Below are 26,561 nucleotides of genomic sequence, written 5' to 3'. Positions count from 1 at the left end.
TCCCCTTTTCAGGCAAAGAAAAATTACCCGTCACACATTCCTCATACTCCTCAGCGTTGTCAATCCGTGCTCACTTTTGTAAATTGGCTGATTCATTTTTGCCGCAATCTCTTAACCTGGCCCCCTATGGACAAAATTCTCTATGATGCGCTGACTTTCGATGATGTGTTGCTTGTGCCTGCCTATTCCAATGTACTTCCCAAAGAGACGGTCGTCAAGTCCCGCCTGACCCGGCAGATCGAGCTCAACATCCCGCTGGTAAGCGCGGCCATGGACACCGTCACCGAAGCCGAGCTGGCGATCGCTCTGGCGCGAGCGGGCGGTATCGGCATCATCCACAAGAATCTCTCCATAGACGAACAGGCACGGCAGGTTGCAAAAGTCAAGCGCTTCGAGAGCGGCATCATCCGCAATCCCATCCATCTGTTCGAGGACGCAACGATCCAGGATGCCATCGACCTGATGATCCGTCACTCCATTTCAGGCATTCCGGTCGTAGAGCATCCGACCCCCGAAGGCTGCCTGTTACTCAAAGGCATCGTCACCAACCGCGACCTGCGCATGACTGCCTCGTCCAACGAGAAGATCACCACCATCATGACAACGAACCTCGTCACGGCCAAAGAGGGTATTGACCTGCTCGCCGCCGAGGAGATTCTCATGCAGAACAAGATCGAAAAGCTCCTCGTCATCGATGACGACGGCTACCTCAAGGGTCTCATCACCTTCAAGGATATTCAGAAGCGCAAGCAGTGCCCGGACGCATGCAAGGACTCGCAGGGTCGGCTCCGGGCGGGCGCGGCGGTCGGCATCCGCGCAAACACGATGTCGCGCGTCGATGCGCTGGTTGCTGCGGGCGTTGACGTCGTGGCGGTCGATACGGCGCACGGCCACAGCCAGGCGGTGCTCGACATGGTGGCCACCATCAAGCAGCACTATCCGGAATTGCAGGTGATCGCTGGCAACGTGGCGACACCGGAAGCTGTACGCGATCTGGTCAAGGTCGGCGCCGACGCCGTCAAGGTGGGCATCGGACCAGGCAGCATCTGCACCACGCGCATCGTGGCTGGCGTCGGAATGCCGCAGCTCACGGCAGTTATGAGGTGCGCTGAAGAGGCCGCCAAAACCGGCACGCCGCTCATCGCGGACGGCGGCATCAAGTACAGCGGCGACATCGCCAAAGCACTCGCAGCTGGCGCGGATTCGGTGATGATGGGCAGCGTCTTCGCGGGCACCGACGAAAGCCCGGGCGAGACAATCCTCTACGAAGGCCGCCGCTTCAAGGCGTACCGCGGCATGGGCTCGCTCGGCGCGATGTCCGAACCGGAAGGCAGCAGCGACCGCTACTTCCAGGACGCTTCGACAGAGACCAAAAAGTACGTGCCAGAAGGCATCGAAGGCCGCATTCCGGCCAAAGGGAAGCTCGACGAGGTGGTCTATCAGCTCATCGGTGGCCTGAAATCCTCGATGGGCTACTGCGGCGTCAGAACCATCACTGAGCTGAAAGAGAACACCCGTTTCGTGCGCATCACCTCTGCTGGCCTCCGCGAAAGCCACCCGCACGATGTGATGATAACCAAAGAAGCACCGAACTACTCGACCTCCGCATAAGAATCCCGCACACCACACTCACGAAAACCCCGGCATTGATCCGGGGTTTTCTGGTTTTGGCGGAAAAAATCGCCAATATCCGCCGGATCAGTCTAATCGGAAAAATGATTATTTTACAACAGGTAACGCCTTTTCAACGAGACAGCGAAACCCGTTTTTCACCAACTCTCTCCAGTCAAGGAGCCAAATCATGCTCAGAGCGAACCGCCTGACTCCCATCATGCTGATACTAGCCCTCTTCTTGTCGGCCTGTTCGGGAATTACCGATTCCGGCTTGTCAGAAAAGCAGGTCGAAAAACTGGTGCGTGCATCGAGACCAAACAATCCTTCACCGGATATCTGGGCCAGAGCGATAAAAGAAAGCCTTGAAGAGCTGGGGCAGCCAGTGGACAAGGAGCATGTCAGTGCCGTTTGCGCCGTCATTTCGCAGGTTAGCGCCTTTTCGATCTCGCCGAAAAACTCACGCATGGCAAGCATTTTGCGCAAAAAGATCGAGGCTGCCGAATCGAACGAGGTGTTGCGCCTCCTCATCGAAACCAGGCTGGATCAGACCGCCTCGAACGGACAGACATTTCGCGATAACATCGACTCGATCCGGAGCGAACTCGATTTCGAAAAGTGGTACGACGAGTTCACCTCGGCAAGCGTCACCAAGCCGATTCTGCTCGTGCTCAAAAAGGATGCGAGCGATCTGATCACCACCGCCGGTTCGATGCAGGTGTCGGTGAAGTTCGCCGAAGAGTACCCGAAAAAGCCCCGGAACGCCGGTGGCGGCAGCGTGCGCGACATGCTCTACACCTGCAAGGGCGGCGTCTTCTATGGAACCGCCTATCTGCTCGACTTCAGGCACAACTACGACGACTGGAAATATGTGTTCGCCGACTTCAACGCGGGGCACTACACCAGCAGAAACGCCGGATTCCAGAAGATGCTTGGCCGGCTCACACACAGAATGGTCGATACGGACGGCGACCTGCTGAATTACGAAACCGGCGTTCCAAGCCCGTCAGTCACCTACGTCACTTTCATCGATTTTCTGAAAGAAAAAGGTGTCGAGTTCGATGAAAACAAGGTGATGAAAGATTTCCAGCAGGAAAAAAGCTACGATTTCGAGGAGAGCTGGTCGTACAAAACGCTCGCCGAAATGTATCAAAAGAGGTATGGCGGCCGCCCGATCTACGCCGTGCTGCCTGACATCCCGATCAACAGCCCGAAATTCGTCAGCAAGAACCTCAGCACGAAATGGTTCGCCAACCACGTCAAAGAGCGCTTCAACCGCTGCATGAGAACGAAGATTTGAGAGTAGCTGACAGATCGGTCTGATCTGACGGATCTGTCCTCTGTCCGATCGGGGCGGGCGTGAAACCCGCCCCTACGAATTATGCCGCTTCAATTCATAATTCTCCTCACTCGTCCGCCATGCCTTCGAGCCGGTCTTCAAGGTCGGCGTAAATCTCTTGTAGCTCGTCAATCATGCTCTGGTCGGCTTTCCACATGCCGCGTCCGTGCGCTTCAAGCATTCGGCCCACAATGTTCTTGATCGCCTGCGGGTTGAGCGTGGCAAGGCGTTCGCGCATTTCGGGATCAAGCGCATAAGTCTCGGCGGTCTTTTTATAGACCCAGTCATCGACGCTCTTGGTAACAGCGTCCCAGCCGAGCATGTAGGTCACGCGGTTGCTGATTTCGCCCGCGCCGCTGTGGCCGTGCTTGAGCATCCCCTCGAACCACTTCGGATTGAGCAGCTTGGAGCGATACTCCACGCGCAGCGATTTGTCTGCATCATCGAGCTTGATGTCCGAGGTGAACGACTCGACATAGTTGAGCTTGATGTCCGAGGCCTTCGTATTCCTGCGTCGCGCGGCGAGCTGGAGCGAGCCGGATGAAGAGAAGTAGTGGTCGATGTCGGAGATACCGAACTCGGTGGAGTCCACCTGATGCACCACGCGATCGACCGAGCCGAGCAGCTTCTGGAGAATCTCCGACTGCTTCTCGCCCTTGCGCCCACCGCCATACGCGCTGCTGTTGCGGCGGATAAAGAGGTCGTCGAGGTCACTCTCGTTTTCCCACGCCGAATCCTCGATCATGTCGTCAACGTAAGTGCCGTAAGAACCCGGAGCCTGCGTGAACTGGCGGGAGGTAGCGGCTTCAAAATCCATCCCCTCGGCCAGCGCTTCATCGACGTGTTTTTTGATGTAGTTCATCTCGTGCGGCTCGTCGGCCTTGGCAGCGTCCTTGACAAGGCGATCGAGCTGATCCATCAGAATACCGAAGGCGTCGCGGAAGATCGGACTGAGCTGCATCAGCACATCGATGCGCGGGCGTCCGAGTTTTTCAAGCGGCGTAAGGTTGTAGTGGCTGATCTTGCCGAAAGCGTCGTAAGCCGGTTCCGCCCCCATGAGCCGGATCACCACAGCCACCGCCTCGCCCTTGGTCTTGATGGTATCAAGCCCCCAGATCACCTCGGCGATGGTTTCGGGATACTGGCCGTCGTTCTCGGCCACGTGCTTGGCGATGAGGCCATCGGCAATCAGCGTGCCCCGTTTAAATGCGGTCTCGGACGGAATGCGCCACGGGTCGATGGAGTGGATATTGCGACCCGACGGCAAGACGTTCATGCCGTCGCGCACCAGGTCGCCGCCGGGGCCGGAGGGAATGTAGCCGCCGTTGAGCACCTTGACGAGCGCGTCCATCTCGCTCCGGTTGTCGCTGAGCGCCTGAATCATCATGCTGCCCTCCTGGATGATGCGCTGGATGAAGGGCTTGTCCTCCTCCAGCATCCTGCCGCCGCCGGTGACCGCCTCGAACACCTGCAAAGGATTCTTCCGATCAAACATCGTCTGCTTGACGAACTCACGACAGGCGTCCTCGGCCCACTCGCGCAGTTTGATCGCCGCCTCGTCGCCCTTGCGCGAGAGGCTCGAAATCTCCTCGTAACTACCGTAGTGGCCGTTCCTGCCCGAAGTGTCGATAAAGATATAGGGCAGCGAGCGGCCGTTTTCGCCGCGATTCTTGATAGTTTCGGTGATCGTGATGATCTGCGATTCGAGCGGCCCCGCCTCGCCGAAAACGTGCAGCGAGTTGGAGATAAGCCGGTTTTCCAGCTCGACGATGTAGATGTAGAGGCGGCTGACGAAGTCGCTAAACGGCTCTTCGGGGCGGCGCGGGCAGTCGTCGGTCAGGTTGAGCAACTCAGCTTTGGTCATGATTGCCTCTTGCACCTGCTCGACATCCTCACCCGCTCCCTGATGGCGCTCGCGATAGTCGGCGAGCAGATCCTTCAGCGCGGGCAACTCCTTGTAAAGACCCGCTCGGGCCAGCGGCGGAACGACGTGCGAGACCATCGTGGCCAGTCCGCGGCGCTTGGCGATGGTCGATTCGCTCGGATTGTTCACCGGATAGATGTAGAAATGCGGCACCTCGCCGAGCAGCGCGTCGGGCCAGCACTCGCCGGTCAGGCCGGTCTGGAGGCCAGGCATCCATTCGACCGAGCCGTGCATTCCCACGTGCACCAGCGCGTGCGCGTCGAACTCGCGGCTGATCCAGCGGTAGAAAGAGATGTACTGGTGGTGCGGTGTGTTGGCCTTGTCGAAGATCAGGCGCATCGGGTCGCCCTGCACGCCGAGGCGCGGTTGCACCCCGATGTAGATGTTGCCAAGCCGCAAGCCACCGAGGAACACCTCGTCGGAGCCGACCGGCGCGATCTCACCGGGGAAGGCCTGCCACCGCTCCTCGATGCGCTCGCGCTCGTGGTAAGTGACCAGCTCGTTGTACTTTTCGCGGCTCACCTTGATGGCATCGGGTTTGTTTTGCATGATCTGGTAATCGGTCGCCCGGTCGAGCATCTCGAAGAGCTTCTCCGGCGAGTCGGGCAGCGTGCCAACGTTGTAGCCCTCTTTCTTCAGGCGCTCCAGAATCCGCAGAAGCGTGGTCGGCACGTCGAGCAGCGCCGCCGTCGCCTTCTTGCCAAGTCCCGGCGGATAGTCATAGACCACCAGTGCCACACGTTTGTCGCGATTCGAAGTGGCTCGCAGGCGCATCCATTTTTTGGAAAGGATCGCCAGCCGGTCGAGCCGCTCCTGCACGGTCTCGACCTTGCCGTCCTGCAACGCGCCGAGAATTATCGGTGCGACCGCGCCGTCCATTTCAGGAATCGAGTAGGTGAAGGTCACCTGCATCGGCGAAACGCCAAGCTCGCGCCACGACTCGAAATCCTGCACCAGAAGCGGCTGGGCGACCATGTAGGGCACATCGAGACCGGTCAGAATTTCATGCCGCGCCTCGGCTGCTGTGCCGGGCTTGGTCGAACCCGCCGGGCCGCCAACGAGGCCGAAGCCCATCATGTTCACGAGCAGATCAATCTTCTCATTCATCAGCCAGTCGCGCACCAGAACGTGGCCTTCGACGCCCATCACGAAAGCCGGAAAGACGTTCACCCCATGCTTTTCGAGCGTGCGGATGGTGTTGTCGATATAGGTTTTTTCCTGCAAAAGGTGCTTGCGGAAGAAAAGCAGCCCCATCTTCTGCGACTTGTCGAAGTTCACGCCACGCTTCTTCGACCAGCTCTTGAAGCTCTTCACATCCTTGAAATACTCCTGCGAATCGGGATGGTACAGCCCCATGTTCGGCACATCGACAATCGGCTCGACCTTGACATTCGAGCCAAAATACTCGCGCAGGATCAGGCGGAACATGTTGACGATGTTCTCCGGCGTCGGCTGGAGCCAGTAGGAGTAGACCATCAGCCAGTTCTTGAAATCCTTCGCCTTGTTCGGCACGAGCGGCAGGATGGTGCGCATGATCTTCATCAGCTTCATGTAACCATAAAGAGCATCCTCGTCGCGCCCCTTCACCAGCATCTTGGCGATCTTCTTCACCATGTCGGGCATTCCCGACTTGCCTTCTGTGACCTGATAACTCCCAACCTTGGTGAGGGCCATGGCTTCGGGCATCGACTCGAAGATGAAGATGGTCTTTTCATTAGTCGCCTGATCGAGCTGCTCCTTGAACCAGTCGATCTGCTCCTTGAAGTTGATCATGCTCATGAACACGCAGTCGGCCTCCCGGATGGCCGTCGCCGCCTCGGGATTCTGCTTTTCGAGATCGACATCGCTCAACTGAACCAGCTCGGCATCCTTGTCGAGCATGTGCTTGATCCTTTTCCAGAGGCCGGCATTGTACTGCTCGAGACCCACAATCGCCGTAATTTTACGTCTTTGTGCCATGGCGGAATATATCTGTACACATTAATATTGCACGTACGACAACAGGCAGACCCCTGCCCTGCCGACGCTCATTTAATGTATAAAAGAAGGAATTAATTCCTAAGCAGGTCTATCTATATTTATTAGTCATAACGTACAGATAGCGGGAACGTAAGGCAGACTCGATAAGGGCCTGTGCTGTGGAAGACAAACGAAGTGGAACAATCAAGGGAACAAGAAAGAATATAATCGCACCACATTGTGCTATAAGTTGACCGCGCGATGCGAAGGGTAAAACCTGTGTTCCAGTTCGGAGAAAAAGAAGACATGATACCGCCCTACCTTGCAGTAGGACGGTACGTGACAAAAAAGCGAGTCAGCTCAACGCTGCTTCGACGATCTGTTCGGCTTTGGCGTTGGGAAGGTAGAAGTACCGGCCACCGAGTTTCTGTGCGAGCTTGGGGGCTTCGCCTCGTGACAGGTAGTTCATCTGGGTATCGACCACGATGGAGGCGATACCATCGGCCTGGATGGAGAGAGCTAATGCTTCGACCTCTTTCTCAAGCTCCTCCTTGGAGGCTTTGGTCGCGTTGGGATCGTACGCAGCACCCAGCGGAATATTGCCGCGGCCGTCGGTGATCATAACGAACATAATCTGCGTGATACCTTTGGTACGCGCCTGCTTGGCGGTTTCCCAACCGGTGAGCAAGGCCGAGGCAAGCGGGGTTCCGCCGCCGGTCGGCAGCACGTCAAGCTCGCGCTTGGCGCGATCCACGCTCTGCGATGGAGGCAGGAGTACCTGCGCCTGCTTGCCGCGAAACGAGATCAGGCTGACCTGGTCACGATGCACGTAAGCGTTCTGCAACAGGCTCGCCACCGCGCCCTTGGCCTGGCGCATGCGGTTCAGCGCCATCGAGCCGGACGCGTCCACCATGAAGATGAAGAGCGTACCGGACTTGTCGCGGAAACGCTTGATCTTGACATCATCCTTGCCAATGATGAGCGCAGCAGTGGACTTGATGCCCTTTTTTGCCTGCTCGGCTTTTCTCGATGCCTGCCACGGCGCGGCGGCAATCAGCGTCGGAATCAGGGCGACCTTGCCGCTCTTGATTTCGCCCGGCTGCGAACGCACAAAGCGGCCTCGCTTGTTGTTCAGCGCCTCACCACGGCTGCCGCTTTTTGCCTTCTTCTTGGAGGCAAGGGAGATGTTGAGGATATTGTCGGGCAGTTCGGTCTCGACGGCATCCATCATCAGTTCCTCGATCATGTCGGGCGTCTCCTCCTGTTCCTCTTCGGCATCGGAGTCGGTCTGGTCCGGCGGCGCGTTCTGATCCTCGGTTTCGTCCTGCGGCTGCTCCTCCTGCGGCGGAGGCTCGTCCTGGGCCATCTCCTCGGGGTTGGGTTCGCGCTCGGGCATACGGGTCGCCCTCGGCACCAGCACCAGCTTCATGGCGAGCTTCAGATCTTCGTCGTCCACCTCGGTGCGCTGGTTGAGCGCAGCGTTGGCGATAGCAGCACGGATCGCGAAAATGTCAACACGGTTGCCTTCGACGCCGAGACTGATGGCGGTCTGGATGAGACCCTTGATCTGCTCGTTGGTCATGGAGACTTTGTGCAACTGCTCACGCGCCGCATCGATGAGACCACGCAACATGCGCAGCTCGTCCTGCGTATCCTCCTCGTCGCGCGTGCCCATGACGATGTTGACGATCTGCTTGCGGGCACGATAGTCGTTGACCGGTGTGAACGGCACAATGATACCGATGCGGTCGAGCAGTCCCATGCGCACTTCGCCGTCGCTCGGATCGTAGGTGCCAACCAGCATGAAGTCCGCCGGATGCACCTCGCTGAGACCCTCACGCTCGACGATGACCGCACCACGGCTCATGGCATCCATGATGTGCGACACGGCGGAGCTGTCGAGCAGGCTGAGCGAATCGACATAGAGCACGCCCTTGTGGGCCTTTGAAAGCACACCGTGTTGGACAACACGCTGGCCGGAGGCGAGGGTCGCTTCGAGATCGACACCGCCGATGAGGCGGTCTTCAGTCACGTTCAGCGGCAGCTCCACAAAGGGAGTGCCCTCAGGCAGAATGTCGGCGAAAGCCCTTGCGAGCGTCGATTTTCCCGAACCTACGGTCGAAGGAATCACGACACCGCCAAGGGAGGGATCGACGGCCAAGAGCATGAGCGCCTGCTTGGCCAGATCCATTCCTACAATGTCGGTAAATGCTATCATGCTGCTGCTTCGGCCTCTCCCAGTACTTTTGCAAGTTCGCGATCGATCTTCTCGCCCGCATCGACGGTTTCGAGCGGATCCTTGCGGAGGCGATGGCGAAGGCAGAGACCGGCGATTTCGCGAACGTGTTTCATGGTCACCTCCTTGTCACCCTCCCAGGCGGCATAGGCGTGGGCTGTGCGGGTGATGGTCAATTCGCCGCGGTGGCCGTCGATACCGAGGTTCATGCAGAGGCGGGCGATGTCGGTAAGCACCGCGTCGTCCATCGTAACCTGCGGAAGAAGCTGCTGGGCTGCGACGATCTTCTTCTGAAGCTTCTGCTGCTCACGGGAGACCTTTTTCATGAAAGCTTCCGGATCCTCATCATACTCGCGGCGGAGCTTGACGATCTGCACCCTCTTGGCGACATCGTTGATGGTGATGATGCGGGCGTGCAGACCGAAACGGTCGAGGAGCTGCGGGCGAAGCTCGCCCTCTTCCGGGTTGCCAGAACCAACAAGCACGAAGCGGGCGGGGTGGCGAATGCTGATACCTTCACGTTCGACGACGTTCTTACCACTGGCGGCCACGTCGAGGAGCACGTCAACAAGGTGGTCGTCGAGCAGGTTGACTTCGTCAATGTAGAGGAAACCACGGTTGGACTGGGCGAGCAGGCCGGGTTCGAACGCCTTGACACCGCTGGTGAGTGCCTTTTCGATGTCGATGGTTCCGCAAACACGGTCTTCGGTAGCACCGAGCGGAAGGTCAACGACCGGCACGGGAATCATTTCCGTCTTGACATCCTCTGGTTTGATCGGAGCAGCGCCTTTGCCGGCAGACTCCATCTCGATGTACTGCTCGACAGTACGATTGTAGATATCACCCTTGACGCGCGGGATGAGCGGAAGCACCTCGGCCAGCGCCCTGACGGTCGTGCTCTTGCCGGTACCGCGATGACCCATGACCAGAACACCGCCAATCCTCGGATCGATGATATTGAGAATCAGACTGAGCTTCATCTCCTCCTGTCCGACAATGGCAGTGAAGGGGAATGCCAGGGCACTTTTCTTTTTTGCAGTCGGCTTCTTGACTTCAGTCACAGCCGTTTCTTCTGCAGTTGCCTTTACCTTGGCTTCCTTGGCGGCCGATGCCTTGGCTGAAGTGGTTTTTTTTGCGGCTTTGGCAGTCTGGGTCATAGTCGATTGGTTGGTTAGTACCCGACCCGGGCTTCGCCGATCACGGTTTTCCCGGCAGGGCTGGCTTGGTTAAGACGAAAGACGAAAATCAAATAATGAACTTTGAATTTATGCTTTTACCATAGACATAACAAACCCTTTTCACGAATGTGGCACGATAAAAAAACTCACAAAAAACCGGGTTTTACCCCATGCTTTGAAGTGCATCGAACGCCGCCTCCCTGACCGTTTCCGACAGGGTCGGATGGGCGTGAACCGTATTCACGAGGCCTTCGGCGGTCACGCCGTAGCGGCACGCCAGGCCAAGTTCGCCGATCAGCTCGACCGTGTCGTGGCCGATGAGATGACCGCCGAGCATCCGGCCTGTCGTGGCATCGAAGACGAGTTTGACGAAACCTTCAAGTTGCCCGTAAGCATTAGCCTTGCCCGATGCGGCGAACTGCGAGCGGCCAACCACAACCTGATGCCCCGCCTTGATCGCAGCCTCCTCGGTCAAGCCGACGGACGCCACCGATGGCTGGGCATAAACACAGCGCGGAATGAGAGACTCCGACAACGGCTCAGGCGACTTTCCGGCAATAGCCTCGACGGCAATCGCCGCCTCCGCCGAAGCCTTGTGCGCCAGCAGCATCCCGCCGCGCACGTCGCCGATGGCGTAGATACCCGGCGCGGAGGTGCGGCACTGACCGTCGGTGCGAATGAATCCTCGCTCCGTCTCGACGCCCGCCGCTTCGAGGCCAAGTCCATCGATCGCGCCGGTCACGCCGACAGCAACCAGAAGGCACGTCGCGTCAAGCTTCTGCGGCTCCTTGCCCTCTTCGACCAGCTCCGCGCTCACTCCGGCATCGCTGACGGCAACATTATCAAGCTTTGCCCCGCAGTGCACGGCGATGCCCGCCTTTTCGAACAAGCGCTTCAGCGCCTCCGAAACCTCCGCATCCTCGGCGGGCAATATGCGCGACATCAGCTCGACGATGGTCACCTTCGCGCCCGCCTTGGCGTAGAACCAGGCCATCTCGACACCAATCGCTCCGCCGCCGACCACGATCATCGACTCCGGAACCTCTTTCAGAATCAGCGCCTCGCGGCTGGTGATGATCTTCTTGCCGTCCGGTTCCAGTCCCGGAATCACGCGCTGCTTCGACCCAGTCGCGATGATGATATTCCGAGCTTCAAGCGTGCGCACGGAACCATCCTGCATGGTGACGGTCACTCCCGCACCGCCGGCCAGTGCCGCCTCGCCCGCCCACACCTCCACATCAGCCTTCTTCAGCAGATACGCCACGCCCTTCGAGCTTTTCAGCGCCACGTTCCGGCTGCGCTTGACAGCCTGCGCGAGATCAAACGACACCTCGCCGACATTGACGCCGAAAGTCGTGGGATTCTTTGCCAGATCGTACACCTCTGCGCTCCGAAGCAGCGCTTTGGTCGGAATGCAGCCCCAGTTGACGCACACGCCGCCGAGGCTCGACTTTTCGACAAGGCAGGTTTTCAGGCCGTGACGCGCGGCGTGAATCGCCGCTTCATAACCGCCGGGGCCGGAGCCGATGACAGCGACATCGAATTGCGCTGCGAAATTGTCTGCCTGCTGCATAACGAAACTGGTTGTGTGAAGCGCATCACACCCGGAATCGGTGGTGATGAACAATCACGGTTGCACGAGTCGATTCTTTGACTATAATAACATTCACAAGTCATGACCGAAGCCGTCACAAAATGCAAAAAGAGCCGTTAAAAACCGAATCGCCCGCCGGGCTTCCGCCGGAACTGGAACCGAAGAAGATGACCATCCAGGTCAGCAAGGTGCAGACCCCGATGCGCATTGACCGCTACCTCACCCAGCAGGTGGAGAACGCCACGCGCAACAAGGTGCAGGAGGCGATCGAGGAAGAGCGCGTGCTGGTCAACGGCAGGCCGGTCAAGTCCAACTACCGCATCAAATCGAACGACCAGATTCACATCACCTTCCTGCGCCCGCCCGCGCCAGAGCTTGCGCCGGAGGACATTCCGATCAGCATTCTCTACGAGGATGACGACCTGATGGTGATCGACAAGGAGGCGGGCATGGTGGTGCATCCGGCGTTCGGCAACTGGACGGGTACACTGGCCAACGCGATTCTGCATCACCTCGGCAAGGATGCTGACGAGCTCGACAAAAGCGAGATGCGCCCCGGCATCGTACACCGGCTCGACAAGGACACCTCGGGGCTGATCATCATCGCCAAGAATCCGGTCGCTCTGCACAAACTCGCCACGCAATTCGCCAGGCGGCAGGTCGAAAAGGTGTACAAGGCGATTGTGTGGGGCGTGCCGAATCCGCCGTCCGGCACGATCAAAACCAACATCGGGCGCTCGCACAAAAACCGCAAGGTGATGGCCAACTTTCCCTACGAGGGCGCGGAGGGCAAGCACGCCATCACCGACTACCAGGTGATCGAGGATCTGAGCTACTTCGCGCTGATGGATATGACGCTGCACACCGGACGCACGCACCAGATCCGTGTGCACCTGCAACACATCGGCCACCCGATCCTCGGCGACGAAACCTACGGCGGCGCCACGCCGCGCACGCTGCCATTCAGCAAAAGCGAGCAGTTCACGAAAAACCTGCTGGAGCTGATGGGCCGCCAGGCGCTGCACGCCGAAACGCTCCGCTTCCGCCAGCCCACCACCGGCGAACTGCTCATCTTCACCGCACCCCTGCCGGAGGACATGCAGCTCGTGCTTGAAAAAAGTCGAACCATTATGACGGCAAATCCATGCTGAAAACGGTTTACAGCTCCCCGACGTTACTTCTCTCTGAGCTAATCGATTATATTGCATGAACATATTTATTAATTCTCCGGACGACGAACCTCTCCGGAACAGCGCTATACAATGAAAGTCATCGGCATCAACGGCAGCCCGCGCCCGGCGGGCAACACCTCGATCATGCTCAAAACCGTCTTCGAATCGCTCGAAGCGGAGGGCATCGAAACGGAGCTGATCCAGGTCGGCGGCACGGACATCAAGGGGTGCCGCGCGTGCTACGCCTGCACCAAAAACAAGAACAGCCAGTGCTCGACCAAAAACGACGGATTCAACGAAATCTTCGCGAAGATGGCGGAGGCCGACGGCATGATTCTCGGTTCACCCACCTACTTCGCCGACATCACGCCCGAGCTGAAAGCGCTCATCGACCGCGCGGGTTTCGTGTCGCGCACCAACGGCCAGCTTTTCCGCCACAAGGTCGGAGCCGCTGTGGTTTCGCTCCGGCGGGGCGGCGGCATTCACGCCTATGACAGCATCAACCACCTCTTCCAAATCTGCCAGATGTTCATGGTCGGTTCGACCTACTGGAACCTCGGTTTTGGCGGACGCGACGGCGGCGAGGTGGTCAATGACGCCGAAGGTATGGACAACATGCGCGACCTTGGCAAATCGATGGCCTTCCTGTTGAAGAAACTGAATGCGTAACAATTTATTATTTAGTCACTTACTATTCTGATCCCATATGCGAACACTCCGGATTTCTTTCCTCCTGCACCTCGTTGCCCTTCTGCTCATCTCGTCGATTCCAACCTTTGCGGGAAGCAAGGCGAACATGTTTGCGCCATCGGCGAATGTCGTCGAAACCGTCTGCGGCGAGCGCATCGCCGACCCGTACCGGCCTCTTGAGAATCTGAAAGACCCGAAGGTTCTGGACTGGTACAAACGAGAGGCTGATCAGGCCCGCGCGGTGCTCGACTCCATTCCCGTCCGCAGCGAATTGCTCGCGAAGATGGTGGAGTTCGACAAGCGCCGCCCGGAGAAAATCTACGACCTGTCGATCACCGACAACAACCGCTACTTCTACCTCAAGCAAACCCCTGCCGACGAAACCGGCAAGCTCTTTTTCCGGGAAGGGTACAAAGGCAAGGAGCGCCTGCTGTTCGACCCGGCGACCTACAAGGATGGCAGCGGCGGCACATTCGTCATCAGCCAGGCGACGCCGAACATCGATGGTTCAAAGGTGGTCATCGGCGTGTCGGCGAATGGCTCGGAAGACGCGATCCTGTTCGTCATGGATGTCAGAAACGGCCATATATGGCCCGAGAGAATTGACCGGTGCCGCTTCGCCTCCCCTTCGTGGCTGCCGGATGGCAACGCCTTCTACTACACCCGCATGAACAGCAACGACCCGCTCGACCAGAATCGTCAGAAAGACAGCCGGGTCTGGCTGCACGTCGTGGGCACCGATCCTTCGACCGACCGCGAAATCTTTTCGCGCACGCACGATCCTGAGCTTAAAATCAAGGCAGAGGACATTCCCTATGTTTCATACGACCGCAAAAGCCTCAAGCTTTATGCCTTCGTGAGCAGCGTCGATCCGAGAGTCACCGCATGGTACGCCCCTGCCGACGCGATTGACGAATCGACAATTGCGTGGAAGCAGCTCTTCCGCCCCGAAGACGAGGTGTACGATTTCGCAACTACGAAGCACGACCTCTACGTTTTCACCCCGAAGAACGCCCCTCGTTTCAAGGTGCTGAAAACCTCCCTCGACAATCCCGATCTGGCGACAGCAGAAACGGTCATTCCCGAGCCGGCGGAAGGAACACTCACCGCCCTCGCCCTGACCGACAAGGGACTTTTCTACACCATCTCGACCAACGGCGTCCGGGAAGAGTTGTACCATCAGAATTACGACAGCAGGCAGCCAGAGAAGATCGAAACTCCGTTCGAGGCAGGCACGATGTCAATCGGCTCGAAAGGCTTCGACAGGCCTGAACTGTGGACGGTCATGGGCGGCTGGAACCATGACTACCGGCGCTACCGCTACGACCTGCGCCACAACCGCTTCATCGACGAAACGCTCTCCTCGAAAGCGAGCTATCCCGAGTACGACAACCTCGAAGTCAGAGAGGTGATGGCGACCTCGTACGACGGCGTCAAGATGCCGCTGTCGCTGATCTACAATCGCGGCATGAAGATCGACGGCAAAACCCCCGTGCTGATCTACGGCTACGGCGCGTATGGCAACTCGATGACTCCGTTCTTCAGCCCCTCGTTCCTGCTCTGGACCTACAAGGGCGGCATGATCGCCGTGGCCCACGTGCGCGGTGGTGGCGAGCTGGGCGATGCCTGGCACAAGGCTGGCATGAAATCGACCAAGCCGAACACATGGAAAGACCTCATCGCTTGCGCCGAATATCTGATTCATAAGGGCTACACCTCGCCCGAACATATCGCCATCAACTCGGCAAGCGCGGGTGGCATCCTCATTGGACGCGCCATGACCGAACGCCCCGACCTCTTCGCCGCCGCCATGCCGCAGGTCGGCGTGCTCAACGCGCTGAGAGGCGAATTCAGCCCCAACGGCCCGGTCAACGTCCCTGAATTCGGCACGGTGAAAAACCCCGAAGAGTGCAAAGCGCTTCTCGAGATGGACGCCTACCTGCACCTCCGCGACGGCGTGAAATATCCTGCGGCGCTCATCACCGCAGGCATGAACGACCCCAGAGTCCCTGCCTGGCAACCCGCCAAATTTGCCGCAAGGTTACAGGAAGCGACCACCTCCGGCAAACCAGTGCTCTTTTTTACGGATTACAAAGCCGGCCACGGCATCGGCGACACGAAGACCAAGCAGTTCGAATCGCTGGCTGACATGCTGAGCTTCGGATTGTGGCAGACCGGCGGAGCCGCCCAATGATGAATTTTGAATGAGTGAATTGCAGGGGTACACGGCAGTACCCCTGCCAAACAACTCCCGTCCACCTAATCCATATCGTCCACTCTCAACTCACCGACGCAGCAGGTACGCCCGCCGCTCATCCTCCGGCAAGCGCTCGATAGCATACCGTAATGCCGTGCGCGGCATTACGGTGGCGTAGTGGTCAAGGAAGGCTTCAAGCAATGGCTGATCGCGCTTGCCGACTTCGCGGAGCATCCAGCCGGTGGCTTTGTGGAGCAGCTCTTCGGGGTCGGCGAGCAACCGTTCGGCAAGGGCAATAGTGTCGGCAAAGTCGTTGTTACGGATGAAATGGAAGGTCGAAACGATGGCGATACGGCGCTCCCAGAGGCTGGTCGATTCGGCGAAGCGGTAAAGCCGCGAGCGGTCGCGATTGTGGAGATGACGGCCAACGACGCAGGGCGCGGAGAGATCGACCAGATCCCAGTTGTTGACGCGGTCGGTTCGCGTGCAGTAGAACTCGTACAGCGCCTCCCTCCTGCTGCTTTCGCTCGACGCCCGGTAGCGCTCGATGAGCAGGAGCAGCGCGAGCATCCGGTCTTCGTGCCACGGCGAGTCGAGCAGCTCCGAAATCACCTCGACGCCCGCATGCCGGAACTCCCGGCACAGCTTGCGGAGCACCGGTACGCGGATGCCGCGAAACCGGTCGCCCTCGCCATACTCACCGGGGCCGGTCTTGAAAAAGCGACGGAGAATCGCCGCTGTCGGCGTGTCGGCAAGAGATTCGAGGCGGAATTGAATTGCAGCAAGCATAGCGATCTTCTTTAAAAATTCACGCGAACTCGGCCAATTCAGCCCAGCGCGCCATGTCGCTATCGAGCTTTGCCTGAATCGCGTGCAGTTCGTCACCAAGGCGCTGAACGGCATCGAAGTCGGAACTGGCAGCGGCGAGCTCTGCGTTGATCGTTTCCTGCCGCGCTTCAGCTCCGGCGATGGCTTGTTCGAGCAACTCCAGTTCGCGCTTCTCCTTGCTGTTGAGTTTGCGCTGTTTCGGCGACGGAGCCACCACCGGCGCAGGTTTTGCGGGTGGCGCGGTCGCAGGTTTCGGCTTTGCGGCTGGCTCATCGGCGAAGGCGGCTTTCATCTCCAGATAGACGGTGTAGTTGCCGGGGTAGCGGCGCACGATACCATCGCCCTCGAAGGCAAAGATGTGCTCGACGGTGCGGTCGAGGAAGTAGCGGTCGTGGCTGACGACAACGAGGCACCCCGGAAAGGTGTCGAGGTAGTCTTCGAGCACGCGCAGGGTCGGGATGTCGAGGTCATTGGTCGGCTCGTCGAGCAAGAGCACGTTCGGCGCTCCGATGAGCTGGCGCAACAGGTAGAGCCGCCGCCGCTCGCCGCCCGAAAGGTTGCCGATGGGGTTGTACTGCGCTGCCCCTGAAAAGAGGAACCGTTCGAGCATCTTGGCGGCGGAGACCAGCGTGCCGTCCTTGGTCTTAATCTGCTCGGCCTCCTCCTTGATGTACTCGATCACGCGCTTTTCGTCGTCGAGGTGGCGGCTTTCCTGATCGTAGTAGCCGATTTTCACCGTCGGACCGATCTCGATGCGCCCGCTGTCGGGCTTCACGCGCCCGGCAATCATTTCGAGCAGCGTGGTCTTGCCGGAGCCGTTCGGGCCGATGATGCCGATGCGGTCGCCCTTTTCGAGCAGGTAGTCGAACGAGCGAAGCAGCTTCTTCTCGCCCCACGACTTCGAGACGTCGTGGAACTCGACGATCTTGTTGCCAAGCCGTTCCGCGCCGAAGCCGATCTCCATCTCCTGCGTCTCTGCCTTTTTCGGCGCATAGACCAGCGTTTCGGCTCGCTGCAAGCGCGCTTTCTGCTTGGTGGTGCGGGCTTTCGCGCCGGTGCGCATCCACTCAAGCTCCTGCTTGGCGAGTGCGTTGCGCTTGCGCTCGTCGCGAATCTCCTGCTCCTCCTCCTCCTCCTTCTGGACGAGGTAGCTCGCGTAGCCGCCGGTGTAGGTTTTGGCCGTTTTGCCGTCCAGCTCGATCATGCGGGTGGCGACGCGGTCGAGGAAGTAGCGGTCGTGCGTGATGAGAATCACCGCCCCGGCGTAGCGGCGGATGTAGCTTTCGAGCCACTCGACGCTGTCGGCATCGAGGTGGTTGGTCGGTTCGTCGAGAATCAGCGCATCGCTCGGCGCCACAAGGGCGTGGGCGAGCGCCACACGCTTGCGCTGGCCGCCGGAGAGCGTGCCCATTTTCGCCGTCAGATCGTTCAGGCCGAGCTTGCCGAGCACCGCCTTGGCGTTCGACTCCAGCTCCCAAGCGCCGCTCACGTCGAGTTCGTGCGACAGATGCGTCACCTTCTCGATCAGGGCGGTCTGGTGGTCGCCTTCAGCATGTTCGAGCGCCTCAAGGGCCAGTTCATATTCGCAAATGAGCGCCATCACCTTGTCGCCCGACTTGAGCACCGCTTCGAGCACGGTGTCGTCCTCGTCGTATGGCGAGACCTGCGGCAGGTAAGAGATTTTCTTTTCCTTCGACACCATCACCCTTCCGGTGTCGGGCGTCTCACTCCCGGCCAGGATTTTCATCAGCGTGCTCTTGCCGCTGCCATTCGCGCCGATGATGCCAACCTTGTCGCGGTCATCGATGCCGAACGACACCTCCTCGAACAGCGTTTTCAACCCGTACGTCTTGCCAATCCCTTCAACCGTCAGTAATACCATGTCCGCCCTTGTTTAGCCCTGAAAAAGCCTCAATATACTATTCCTCTTCCCAGCCGGAGCTTCGTTTCCATATCATCATTATTTTCCATACAATAAAATCTACACCAACGGCTCTTACGACCCTTCCTAACCCCGGTACACCGTGCCGGACAATGAAGCTTGCCATGGCAACAATTGAAGAAACGCTCGCCTGGACCGAAATCCCGCTGCCCGAAGCCCTCAAAAACCTCAAGCAGGAGGAGCAGGAGGCGCTCACCAGTTACGTCAAGGCTGTGGTAGACAATAAAACCGACGGTTTCGACGAGCTGTACCACGCCATCGGCTCGATCGTGCGCTTCATTCCCCACTTCATCGTCGTTCCGCTCATGGTCGAACATATCCGCCCGCAAATTTCCGCAGGCGTCTGCCGAACGATGGGCATCGATCAGGCGGTGAATTACGCCAACGACCTGCCGCTCGAATATTTCAGCGAGGTCTCGCGCCATCTGGACAACGACCTCATGGCGCGCATCCTCGAAAAGATGAAACGGAACCAGGCAGAGAAAGTGATTCTCTTCGAGCTGCTGCACCACCGTTCGCACATGCTCGGCATTGCCGAACACCTCGACCGGCGGATGCTTGAATTCGTGGCCAAGAACCTTGAAACCAACGGCTTTTCCGAGAATGATCCGGAACTTGCTGCGCACAAACTGCTGCTTGAAAAAATACGCGATCTGCGCTGAGCAGAAATGGCGAAACAGGGTATCGGGCAATAACCGGCCTGACTGAACCTGACTGTTTTTTTCTTGCTGATTGTCGAAAGATTTACCGGCTGACAACGTCTCAACTGTTGAACAGGACGGATTTCGGCACCCGCTGCTTTTTTTTCAGGGCATCGCGATTCCGGCCAGTGAGGTTTACCATACAAGTCAAAGGAACCGATCCATGAAAAAATCACTCTTTCTCGCCACTGCCGGGTTTGCAGGATTGCTGCTCGGCACACCCCAGAACAATGCCCAGGCTGAAGTCAATCTGAATATCAACATTGGCGGCCCTCGTTATGTCGGGAACCACGGTCCCGATTTCATCTATCTCGACGATTACGGTTTTGCCGTCTCCTGGGGCTGGGACTACGACGTCATCAGGCTCGGAAATTTCTACTTTATCTACCGGGACGGTGGCTGGTTCCGCTCGCCAAACTACCGCGGGCCGTGGGCTGCCGTCAGCTACTGGAACCTGCCCTACCAGCTCAGGAGATACCGGTGGAACGACATCAGGCGCCGCCGCGACCGCGAATACTACAGGTACGACCGCGCTTACTGGGACAGGCACTTCAGGGATCAGCGTGCCCGGTATGGCGACGGCCCGTTTTATGTCGGGAACTACGGCCCGGATTTCATCTATCTCGACGATTACGGTTTTGCCGTCTCCTGGGGCTGGGACTACGACGTCATCAAGCTCGGCAATTTCTACTTTATCTACCGCGATGGCGGCTGGTTCCGCTCATCGAACTACCGCGGGCCGTGGGCTCCGGTAAGGAATTGGGATATTCCTGACCAGATCAGACGGCATGACTGGAACGACATCAGGCGCCGCCGCGACCGCGAATACTACAGGTACGACCGCGCTTACTGGGACAGTCATTTCAGGGAACAGAGAATGAAAATTCAGCGAGACGACCGTGACAGGCAATTTGACAGCAAATCCGATGGTCGCCCCGATTTCAAATCCGGTGACAAGCGGCTGGATAATACATTAGATCTCAGAAAGGATGACGCCAGGCCCGGTTTCAAACCGATGCCATTGCTACAAACGCAACCACAGCCTCAGGGAGTTCCTGATGAAAAACCTGACGGCAAATGGTTCAATAGCAAAGGTTCTGACGGAAAAGATTTTGACCGAAAAGATTCCGATGAAAAAAGCTTTGAGCGAAAGAGCTTTGAAGGAAAGAGCTTTGGAGGAAAAAATTCTGACGGAAGAAGGTTGGACGGCAGCAGCTTTGAGCGAAAGGATTCTGATGGAAAAAGTTCTGATCGAAAGAGCTTTGAAGGAAAAGGATCTGACGACAAAGATTCTAAAGACAACTCCAACGGAAAGTCCGACAATAGCGGACGCATCCATGGAAATCCTGACGGCGGATGGAACCAGGTGCGTTAACAGCTCTGGCTGGTGATCGTATCAGGTGTTGACACAACCAAAAGCTGTCCCGGAAGCAAAACCGGGACAGCTTTTTTGTTTTGGAAGGGAACCTGAAAACGGAGCGCGTCCCCCTCCCCTATTCACGCCTCGTGATGGTGCGGAGCAAGGATAATGGCGATCAGGGCGAACACGCTGAACACAAAGCCCGCGCCGAACCAGGCGAACACCGGAGAACCGCGATATCCCTTATTGAACGAAACAATCGCGCAGGCAATCGAGCAGACGATACTGACAACAAGCACGAACATCCAGCTTGCCGGATCCATCATAGCCATAGCAACAACTGATTTTACGGGTTGACGATATGATGCCCCCAATCTATGGAAAAACCGGGAATTTGGCCACATAAGTCAGGCGAAGCTCGTCGTTGAAATCATGATCCGCGAATCGACCGCTTTATGCCCCGAGCCGCTATTACCAATTTCCGCTCCCCTTGACTATGATCAGTAATATCGTCAGAACTCTTAAACCAAGGAGACCCGACGGTTGAAAACAAACTGATATTCTTTCCGAAATGGAAAGTCCGGTTTTACTTGCCCGGAGCAAGTGGTTGGATTGTGTGCACCCCACACGTCCGTCATGAAAGCAAATTTAGCTGCCGTCGTATATTGCCCCCACGCAAACTTCGAGAAACCATACAAATAGCACATCATGAGCACATCAGATAACGGAAAGGTTCTTCTCATCACCGGGGCTTCGAGCGGCATCGGGCGTTCGACCGCGATTCAGGCCGTGGAGGCGGGCTGGAAGGTTGTGGTGGCGGCGCGATCGGCCGAAAAGCTGGCAGCGCTTGTCGATGAACTCGGTACCGAGCGGGCGATGGCCGTGCCGTGCGACGTGGCGGAGTGGAGCCGACAGGAGGCGATGGTGCAGAAAACAATCGAGCGCTTCGGCAGGCTCGATGCGGTGTTCGCCAATGCAGGATTCTCGAAAGGATCGTCGTTCATCGACGGTGAGCACAAGCCCGACGAGTGGCGCGACATGGTGATGACCAACGTCTTCGGCGCGGCGGCAACGGCGCGGCTCACGCTGCCGGAGCTGCTCAAAACCAGAGGACATTTCCTCGTTACCGGCTCGGTGCTGGGCCGCGTGACGTCGATCCGCAACCTTTACGCCGCCACAAAATGGGCCGTCACCGGCATAGCGCAGGCGATCCGCAACGAGGTAGCAAGCCGTGGCGTGCGGGTGACGCTGGTCGAACCGGGTATCGTCGATACGCCGTTCTGGGAGGGGTTGCAGAAACCGGCAGCACCGGAACTGCTTTCGGAGGATGTCGCCCGCGCAGTGCTCTTCGCTCTCGGCCAGCCGCCGCATGTGGATGTGAGCGAAATCATCATCCGCCCGACCGGCCAGGCGCACTGACAGCGGCTTTGCCACAAATAAAAAAGCCGGAAGAGGAAAAACTTCCGACTTTTTCATTACCGCTCCTTTGCGGAAAACAGATTATCCTCTGCCCCAGCGCTTGCCGCCGAAATTGTCTTTCATCTGAAGCAAGCGGTCGAGCTGCCTTGCATCAAGCACCTTGGCCAGTTCGCGCAGATGGCGGCTTTCGAGCTGCGCCAGGCGCACATGCTCCCTGCCGATTCTCTGGGTAAGGTTAGATATCCTGCGCTTGTCGGGCGACTGTTTGACCGATTCGAGCGCGAGGTCGCGCTGCAAATTCCTCATTGATTGCCTGACCGGACGGCTCTCCTGATAAAAGCCGCGCCTCAGCTCCATCATTTTCTGCTCTTGAATGTCGCTCAGGTCAAGCGCCTGTTTCATCCGCTGCTGCCTCATATCCTGCCACGCGAACCGGGCCTCCGGACCCATACCATAACCACGGGCATCAGCCGGCCCGGAGATACCTGGCCGCGCACATGGCACTGGCTGATCATTGCTGCTGGCGGCGAAAACCGTGCCGGCACTACCCAAAAGCCCTGCAACAAGGGCCGTCATCACTAACTTCTTTTTCATCGTTTTCTTTCGTTTGATTTTTGTATTCGAGGCGCCTGAATTCATCGATAGGGATCCTTTTTCACCCCATAGGACGACGCCTACCGCCCAATTCATGCGTTGGTATAAAATTTTTTTGCGCAGGGGAAAATGGGTGCGACAGGAATAGCCAAAGAGAATCCTCGGCGAAAAGATGGAAAGGAAAAAGAGAAGACTGCATGCCTTCGGGCTTCAGATCATCTGGCGATGATATTCAAGTGACCAGAGATTTTTGGTCGAATCGAGCAGGGTAATCTTGATGCCGTAGCCATCCCTGACGAAACTGATGATGTCACGGTTGTACCGAAAGGATGAGAAGTTCTCCTCGCCATTGAACCTGTCGAAATAGTGGTAATAGAACTCATCACGGCCAGCCTGCGTTTCGAAGGTGACAATGACGACATGGTCAACGGAAGAAACATTTACCAGTTTTTTTTCGCGATACAGGTCGATCCAGGGCGGCATGTCGCTGACTGAAGATGACTGGAGGGTATTGGCAGGAGAGATGATGGCGCCATTAAGGTCTGTACGGGGCAAATTCACCTTCTCGTCAGAGAATCCGGCGCAGCCGCTCAAACCACAACACACCACGACCGCCGCCGCAGCCACCACAACCGTTCTGTTCATGAGAGGCCTTCTTGCGTCCCTGAGGGTACGGTTATGTGTTCTGTAAAGTGGCATTTGTGAAATGTGGTGTTTTCTCCGTGGCGGGAACATACATTTTTTTCAATAAATAACGAGGTGGCGTAATCTGTTTTTATAAATAAATCGTACCCCTGTGCGCGCATGCTCTTTTTTTGCTGATCATTGATTATTTTTGTGTGCTGCCAGACAGGCCTCACGACTATCACCTCAACAACCCGCCCATCCATGCCAATCCGGAGCAGATATATTACTCTCAGCGGTCACCGCCACCGTTATATCGACACCGGAGGCAATGCACCCGTGATGCTGCTGCTTCACGGCATCTCGTCATCGGCTGATTATTACGGCCCATCGATTTCGCTGCTTGCCCGCTCATTCAGAGTACTTGGCCTCGACCTGCTCGGCTTCGGCGAATCGGACAAGCCGCGGACGATTCCCTACACCTTGCAGCTCTACGCCGATCTCATTCATGAATTCCTCAGGAAAACTGATGCAGCTGCTCATGGCGAGGTTTACGGCACCGGGCATTCGATGGGCGGGAAGTATCTGCTCGCAACCGCACCGCTTTATCCCGGCACCTTCAAAAAGATGGTGCTCAGTAACACGGATGGCTTCATCGTCCTGCCATCGTTTGCCAGAGCGCTCAGCCTGCCGGGCGGACGCCATGTGCTCAAACCGCTCGTTACCGGCGAGCGGCGCATCGCTGGCAAAATGCTCGACGTGGCGATTCACAACCAACCGGCAGGCCATCGACGATGGAACGTACCGCAAAGTACTCCAGATTGCGCGAGACCGCGATGCTTACGAGACCGTCATGAGCCTGAACCGCGACATGCTAAAGCTCGACCTGAAGCGCACCGGCCTGCGAGCGAGGCCCCGGGAACTGAAACAACCCGTACTGATCATCTGGGGCGATCGGGACCAATACATCTCGCCAAAAATTGCCCACATCGTGAAGAAAGAGCTACCTCATGCAAAGCTGGTCATCTTCCGGGAGTGCGGCCACTCTCCGATGCTCGAATATCCGGAACAGTTCAGCACAGCAATCACGGAATTCATTCACCAGGAACCACCATTGCCTTAACTTGTTATGCTCATTACATTTGAAGGAATCGACGGAGCTGGAAAATCGACGCAGGTCATGAAGCTCAAACGCTATCTCCAGGAGCGGGGACGCAAAGTTCTGGCCCTGCGCGAACCAGGAGGCACTCCCGTGGCCGAAGAGATCAGGGAGCTGCTGCTCGAAAGCCGCAACGACATCACCCCCGTAGGAGAGCTGCTGCTCTTTGCCGCAAGCCGCGCGGAGCTGGTGCAGCAGGTTATCAGGCCGGCGCTCGAAAACGGCAGTGACGTCATTCTCGACCGCTTCTTCGATTCAACGACTGCCTATCAGGGTTACGGACGGGGCCTTGACCTCGACATGCTGGCCGAAATCAACCGCATCGCCTCATGCAGCCTTGTACCGGATGTCACCTTCTATCTCGACCTCACCCCGGAAGACGCGCTCATGAGAAAGTTTTCCGAAAAGTCCCTGCCACTGGCATTTGAATCCGAAGAGCTCGACCGGATGGAAAACTCGGGACTCGAGTTTTACCGGCGGGTACGTGAAGGATATCACAAGATTGGCGCTGAAAACCCGTCGCGCTGCGTCATGATCGACGCGCTTCTCCATCAGGCGGAAATCCACCGAAAAATCGTGGAAAGCCTCGATGCGCTCTGTGCAAAATCCGGGTAAAAACAGCGTTCAGGAACCGGAAGCTTGACTATCTTTTTTCGAAACTGAACGATACATCATCTTTGTTTATACTGGATTACTGTTACTTTTTTTGTAAATTTACGTTCAAACTCAGCACCATTCTCCTTCAGCCGGCTTCTCATGCATACCACCATTGTCAATGAAAGAAGTCTCCGTACCTGTAACTTCCCCATCACGTTGCAGGATATCAGGACGCTCAAGGAACTGTACCGGCTCAAGGCCGAAACGAGAGACCTGAGAGAGCCGATCGTCAGAAACATCATGAAACAGAGAGTCGTCGGCAAAGGATGTCTCGAATCTCTGAAAAACGCCCTCTACTCCCTCGAAACCATCTACATCGACGACTATACAGGCCAGCGACTGCTTCGCCTCGATGGCATGAAGCAGATCGAGGTTGACCTGACCTACGAAATCCGCGAGCTTCAGAAAGACATCTACTACCTCGAATACGGCGAAGACCGCTTCATCGAGTACCTGGCGAAGTTCATTCCCGGCTTCACCGACTACGTCACCGAAGGGGTTGAGATGCTGCGGGGAAAATCGTTCAGCGCCTTTATCACCGACCGCGACGGCACCACCAACAACTATTGCGGACGCTACCGCTCCTCGATCCAGCCGATCTACAACTCGGTCTTTTTGTCGCGTTTCTCCAAAAACTGCTGCCGCTATCCGATGATTATCACTTCGGCTCCACTCAAGGATTTCGGCATCCTGAACGTCTCGATCAACCCGGAGCACATCTTCATCTATGCCGGCTCCAAGGGGCGCGAGTTCATCGACATCGACGGCCAGTTCCACAGCTTTCCCATCGAACCCGGCAAGCAGGAGATGATCCGGCTGCTCAACGAACGGATGCAGCAGTTGCTGCTCGATCCGTCGTTCGAGAAGTTCAATTTCATCGGCTCGGCCTTGCAGATCAAGTTCGGGCAAACCACCATCGCCCGGCAAGACATCACCCGCTCGGTCAACGAAGCCGAGTCAGCGGCATTCCTCGAAAAGGTCAAGGGCATCGTGCGCGACATCGATCCGGAGGGCAAGAACTTCCGGATCGAGGATACCGGCCTCGACATCGAAATCATCCTGACCATCGACGTCGATCCCAAAACGGGCCTGATCCGTGATTTCGACAAGGGCGACGGCCTTGAGTTCATCTGCCACAAGCTCAATATCGACCATGCAGGCGAGCCGGTACTGGTCTGCGGCGACACCTCTTCGGACATCCCGATGCTGAAAAAGGCGATGGAGATGTACGACGATGTCTGGGCTATCTTTGTCACCAGGGATGAAAAGCTGATGCGGCGCGTCAGGGAAATCTGCCCGAAAAGCTATATGGTGCCCTACCCTGACATCCTTTTGACCATCCTCGGATTGCTCTCGCTCTGAACGGCATTTTCACCG

General features: G+C 57.4%; 20 protein-coding genes and 1 pseudogene. 12 read left to right on the top strand and 9 right to left on the bottom strand.

Features of this window, described 5'->3' with window-relative positions; all coding sequences use genetic code 11:
* Nucleotides 1–126: 126 nt before the first annotated feature.
* Both guaB and NY406_RS03380 read left to right on the top strand, forming a co-directional pair.
* On the top strand, nt 127–1,611 hold the full coding sequence (guaB, locus tag NY406_RS03385; RefSeq protein ID WP_260633345.1) for an IMP dehydrogenase: 1,485 nt from the start codon (nt 127–129) through the stop codon (nt 1,609–1,611).
* A gap of 190 nt (nt 1,612–1,801) precedes the next feature.
* Entirely contained in the window at nt 1,802–2,911 is a 1,110-nt protein-coding gene (locus NY406_RS03380; RefSeq protein ID WP_260633344.1) for a DUF1615 domain-containing protein, read from the top strand.
* 106 nt (nt 2,912–3,017) lie between these two features.
* Here the strand turns inward: NY406_RS03380 and bchH are convergent, their stop codons facing one another.
* The 4 genes from bchH to lpdA all read right to left on the bottom strand — a co-directional run bounded on the left by bchH (nt 3,018) and on the right by lpdA (nt 11,820).
* The gene (gene bchH / locus NY406_RS03375) at nt 3,018–6,833 is read right to left on the bottom strand and encodes a magnesium chelatase subunit H (RefSeq protein WP_260633343.1); all 3,816 of its coding nucleotides are present in this window, start codon (nt 6,831–6,833) and stop codon (nt 3,018–3,020) included.
* 355 nt (nt 6,834–7,188) lie between these two features.
* On the bottom strand, nt 7,189–9,051 hold the full coding sequence (bchD, locus tag NY406_RS03370; RefSeq protein WP_260633342.1) for a magnesium chelatase ATPase subunit D: 1,863 nt from the start codon (nt 9,049–9,051) through the stop codon (nt 7,189–7,191).
* Complete coding sequence (bchI, locus tag NY406_RS03365) at nt 9,048–10,226, bottom strand: magnesium chelatase ATPase subunit I (protein ID WP_260633341.1); 1,179 nt, start codon at nt 10,224–10,226, stop codon at nt 9,048–9,050. Before bchI ends, bchD begins: the two co-directional genes overlap by 4 nt.
* Nucleotides 10,227–10,410: 184 nt before the next feature.
* Nucleotides 10,411–11,820 carry a dihydrolipoyl dehydrogenase gene (gene lpdA / locus NY406_RS03360; protein ID WP_260633340.1) on the bottom strand — a complete coding sequence of 470 codons (1,410 nt, stop codon included), beginning with the start codon at nt 11,818–11,820 and terminating at the stop codon, nt 10,411–10,413.
* A gap of 122 nt (nt 11,821–11,942) precedes the next feature.
* Here lpdA and NY406_RS03355 point away from each other — a divergent pair, with 122 nt between their 5' ends.
* The 3 genes from NY406_RS03355 (at nt 11,943) to NY406_RS03345 (ending at nt 15,897) form a co-directional block, all read left to right on the top strand.
* A complete protein-coding gene (locus NY406_RS03355) occupies nt 11,943–12,992 on the top strand; it encodes an RluA family pseudouridine synthase (protein ID WP_260633339.1) in 1,050 nt (349 codons plus the stop codon).
* Nucleotides 12,993–13,103: 111 nt separating this feature from the next.
* Nucleotides 13,104–13,682: a flavodoxin family protein gene (locus NY406_RS03350; protein WP_260633338.1), complete on the top strand. Its 579-nt coding sequence runs from the start codon at nt 13,104–13,106 to the stop codon at nt 13,680–13,682.
* A 37-nt stretch (nt 13,683–13,719) separates the two neighbouring features.
* Complete coding sequence (locus NY406_RS03345) at nt 13,720–15,897, top strand: prolyl oligopeptidase family serine peptidase (RefSeq protein ID WP_260633337.1); 2,178 nt, start codon at nt 13,720–13,722, stop codon at nt 15,895–15,897.
* 90 nt (nt 15,898–15,987) lie between these two features.
* Here NY406_RS03345 and NY406_RS03340 read toward each other — a convergent pair whose 3' ends face one another.
* On the bottom strand, nt 15,988–16,689 hold the full coding sequence (locus tag NY406_RS03340; protein ID WP_260633336.1) for a DNA alkylation repair protein: 702 nt from the start codon (nt 16,687–16,689) through the stop codon (nt 15,988–15,990).
* Between the two features lie 19 nt (nt 16,690–16,708).
* Nucleotides 16,709–18,610 (bottom strand): ABC-F family ATP-binding cassette domain-containing protein, encoded by a 1,902-nt coding sequence (locus NY406_RS03335; protein ID WP_260633335.1) that lies wholly within the window; start codon nt 18,608–18,610, stop codon nt 16,709–16,711.
* Nucleotides 18,611–18,774: 164 nt separating this feature from the next.
* Here NY406_RS03335 and NY406_RS03330 point away from each other — a divergent pair, with 164 nt between their 5' ends.
* Complete coding sequence (locus NY406_RS03330; RefSeq protein ID WP_260633334.1) at nt 18,775–19,332, top strand: hypothetical protein; 558 nt, start codon at nt 18,775–18,777, stop codon at nt 19,330–19,332.
* A 202-nt stretch (nt 19,333–19,534) separates the two neighbouring features.
* Complete coding sequence (locus NY406_RS03325; RefSeq protein ID WP_260633333.1) at nt 19,535–20,746, top strand: hypothetical protein; 1,212 nt, start codon at nt 19,535–19,537, stop codon at nt 20,744–20,746.
* Nucleotides 20,747–20,868: 122 nt separating this feature from the next.
* Here NY406_RS03325 and NY406_RS03320 read toward each other — a convergent pair whose 3' ends face one another.
* Nucleotides 20,869–21,063, bottom strand: a complete 195-nt coding sequence (locus NY406_RS03320) for a hypothetical protein (protein WP_260633332.1) — start codon at nt 21,061–21,063, stop codon at nt 20,869–20,871.
* A 376-nt stretch (nt 21,064–21,439) separates the two neighbouring features.
* Between NY406_RS03320 and NY406_RS03315 the strand changes: the two genes are divergently transcribed.
* Nucleotides 21,440–22,150, top strand: a complete 711-nt coding sequence (locus NY406_RS03315; RefSeq protein ID WP_260633331.1) for an SDR family oxidoreductase — start codon at nt 21,440–21,442, stop codon at nt 22,148–22,150.
* Nucleotides 22,151–22,231: 81 nt separating this feature from the next.
* On the opposite strand, the gene NY406_RS03310 is transcribed toward NY406_RS03315, so the two are convergent.
* Together NY406_RS03310 and NY406_RS03305 are read right to left on the bottom strand one after the other, a co-directional pair.
* The gene (locus NY406_RS03310; protein ID WP_260633330.1) at nt 22,232–22,744 is read right to left on the bottom strand and encodes a Spy/CpxP family protein refolding chaperone; all 513 of its coding nucleotides are present in this window, start codon (nt 22,742–22,744) and stop codon (nt 22,232–22,234) included.
* A gap of 210 nt (nt 22,745–22,954) precedes the next feature.
* Nucleotides 22,955–23,389, bottom strand: coding sequence for a hypothetical protein (locus NY406_RS03305; protein WP_260633329.1), 435 nt, complete (start codon nt 23,387–23,389; stop codon nt 22,955–22,957).
* Nucleotides 23,390–23,632: 243 nt separating this feature from the next.
* Between NY406_RS03305 and NY406_RS11285 the strand changes: the two are divergent.
* The 4 genes and pseudogenes from NY406_RS11285 to NY406_RS03290 form a co-directional block, all read left to right on the top strand.
* A pseudogene (locus NY406_RS11285) lies at nt 23,633–24,130 on the top strand (alpha/beta fold hydrolase); the annotation flags it as partial.
* Nucleotides 24,015–24,491 (top strand): alpha/beta fold hydrolase, encoded by a 477-nt coding sequence (locus NY406_RS11280; RefSeq protein WP_411267088.1) that lies wholly within the window; start codon nt 24,015–24,017, stop codon nt 24,489–24,491. The pseudogene NY406_RS11285 and the gene NY406_RS11280, both read left to right, overlap by 116 nt.
* Nucleotides 24,492–24,497: 6 nt before the next feature.
* A complete protein-coding gene (gene tmk / locus NY406_RS03295) occupies nt 24,498–25,142 on the top strand; it encodes a dTMP kinase (protein WP_260633328.1) in 645 nt (214 codons plus the stop codon).
* Nucleotides 25,143–25,283: 141 nt separating this feature from the next.
* Complete coding sequence (locus NY406_RS03290) at nt 25,284–26,546, top strand: trehalose 6-phosphate synthase (protein WP_260633327.1); 1,263 nt, start codon at nt 25,284–25,286, stop codon at nt 26,544–26,546.
* The last annotated feature ends 15 nt before the right edge of the window (nt 26,547–26,561 follow it).

Source organism: Chlorobaculum sp. MV4-Y, assembly GCF_025244685.1.
GTDB lineage: Bacteria > Bacteroidota > Chlorobiia > Chlorobiales > Chlorobiaceae > Chlorobaculum.
The sequence above is the reverse complement of the archived record's forward strand: the minus strand, read 5'-3'. Positions and strand labels throughout refer to the sequence as shown.

Bases quoted from the DNA above. Each gene is read 5' to 3' on its own strand.
- guaB (WP_260633345.1), top strand. From the start codon at position 127: ATGGACAAAATTCTCTATGATGCGCTGACTTTCGATGATGTGTTGCTT.
- NY406_RS03380 (WP_260633344.1), top strand. From the start codon at position 1,802: ATGCTCAGAGCGAACCGCCTGACTCCCATCATGCTGATACTAGCCCTC.
- bchH (WP_260633343.1), bottom strand. From the start codon at position 6,833: ATGGCACAAAGACGTAAAATTACGGCGATTGTGGGTCTCGAGCAGTAC.
- bchD (WP_260633342.1), bottom strand. From the start codon at position 9,051: ATGATAGCATTTACCGACATTGTAGGAATGGATCTGGCCAAGCAGGCG.
- bchI (WP_260633341.1), bottom strand. From the start codon at position 10,226: ATGACCCAGACTGCCAAAGCCGCAAAAAAAACCACTTCAGCCAAGGCA.
- lpdA (WP_260633340.1), bottom strand. From the start codon at position 11,820: ATGCAGCAGGCAGACAATTTCGCAGCGCAATTCGATGTCGCTGTCATC.
- NY406_RS03355 (WP_260633339.1), top strand. From the start codon at position 11,943: ATGCAAAAAGAGCCGTTAAAAACCGAATCGCCCGCCGGGCTTCCGCCG.
- NY406_RS03350 (WP_260633338.1), top strand. From the start codon at position 13,104: ATGAAAGTCATCGGCATCAACGGCAGCCCGCGCCCGGCGGGCAACACC.
- NY406_RS03345 (WP_260633337.1), top strand. From the start codon at position 13,720: ATGCGAACACTCCGGATTTCTTTCCTCCTGCACCTCGTTGCCCTTCTG.
- NY406_RS03340 (WP_260633336.1), bottom strand. From the start codon at position 16,689: ATGCTTGCTGCAATTCAATTCCGCCTCGAATCTCTTGCCGACACGCCG.
- NY406_RS03335 (WP_260633335.1), bottom strand. From the start codon at position 18,610: ATGGTATTACTGACGGTTGAAGGGATTGGCAAGACGTACGGGTTGAAA.
- NY406_RS03330 (WP_260633334.1), top strand. From the start codon at position 18,775: ATGGCAACAATTGAAGAAACGCTCGCCTGGACCGAAATCCCGCTGCCC.
- NY406_RS03325 (WP_260633333.1), top strand. From the start codon at position 19,535: ATGAAAAAATCACTCTTTCTCGCCACTGCCGGGTTTGCAGGATTGCTG.
- NY406_RS03320 (WP_260633332.1), bottom strand. From the start codon at position 21,063: ATGGCTATGATGGATCCGGCAAGCTGGATGTTCGTGCTTGTTGTCAGT.
- NY406_RS03315 (WP_260633331.1), top strand. From the start codon at position 21,440: ATGAGCACATCAGATAACGGAAAGGTTCTTCTCATCACCGGGGCTTCG.
- NY406_RS03310 (WP_260633330.1), bottom strand. From the start codon at position 22,744: ATGAAAAAGAAGTTAGTGATGACGGCCCTTGTTGCAGGGCTTTTGGGT.
- NY406_RS03305 (WP_260633329.1), bottom strand. From the start codon at position 23,389: ATGAACAGAACGGTTGTGGTGGCTGCGGCGGCGGTCGTGGTGTGTTGT.
- NY406_RS11280 (WP_411267088.1), top strand. From the start codon at position 24,015: ATGGCTTCATCGTCCTGCCATCGTTTGCCAGAGCGCTCAGCCTGCCGG.
- tmk (WP_260633328.1), top strand. From the start codon at position 24,498: ATGCTCATTACATTTGAAGGAATCGACGGAGCTGGAAAATCGACGCAG.
- NY406_RS03290 (WP_260633327.1), top strand. From the start codon at position 25,284: ATGCATACCACCATTGTCAATGAAAGAAGTCTCCGTACCTGTAACTTC.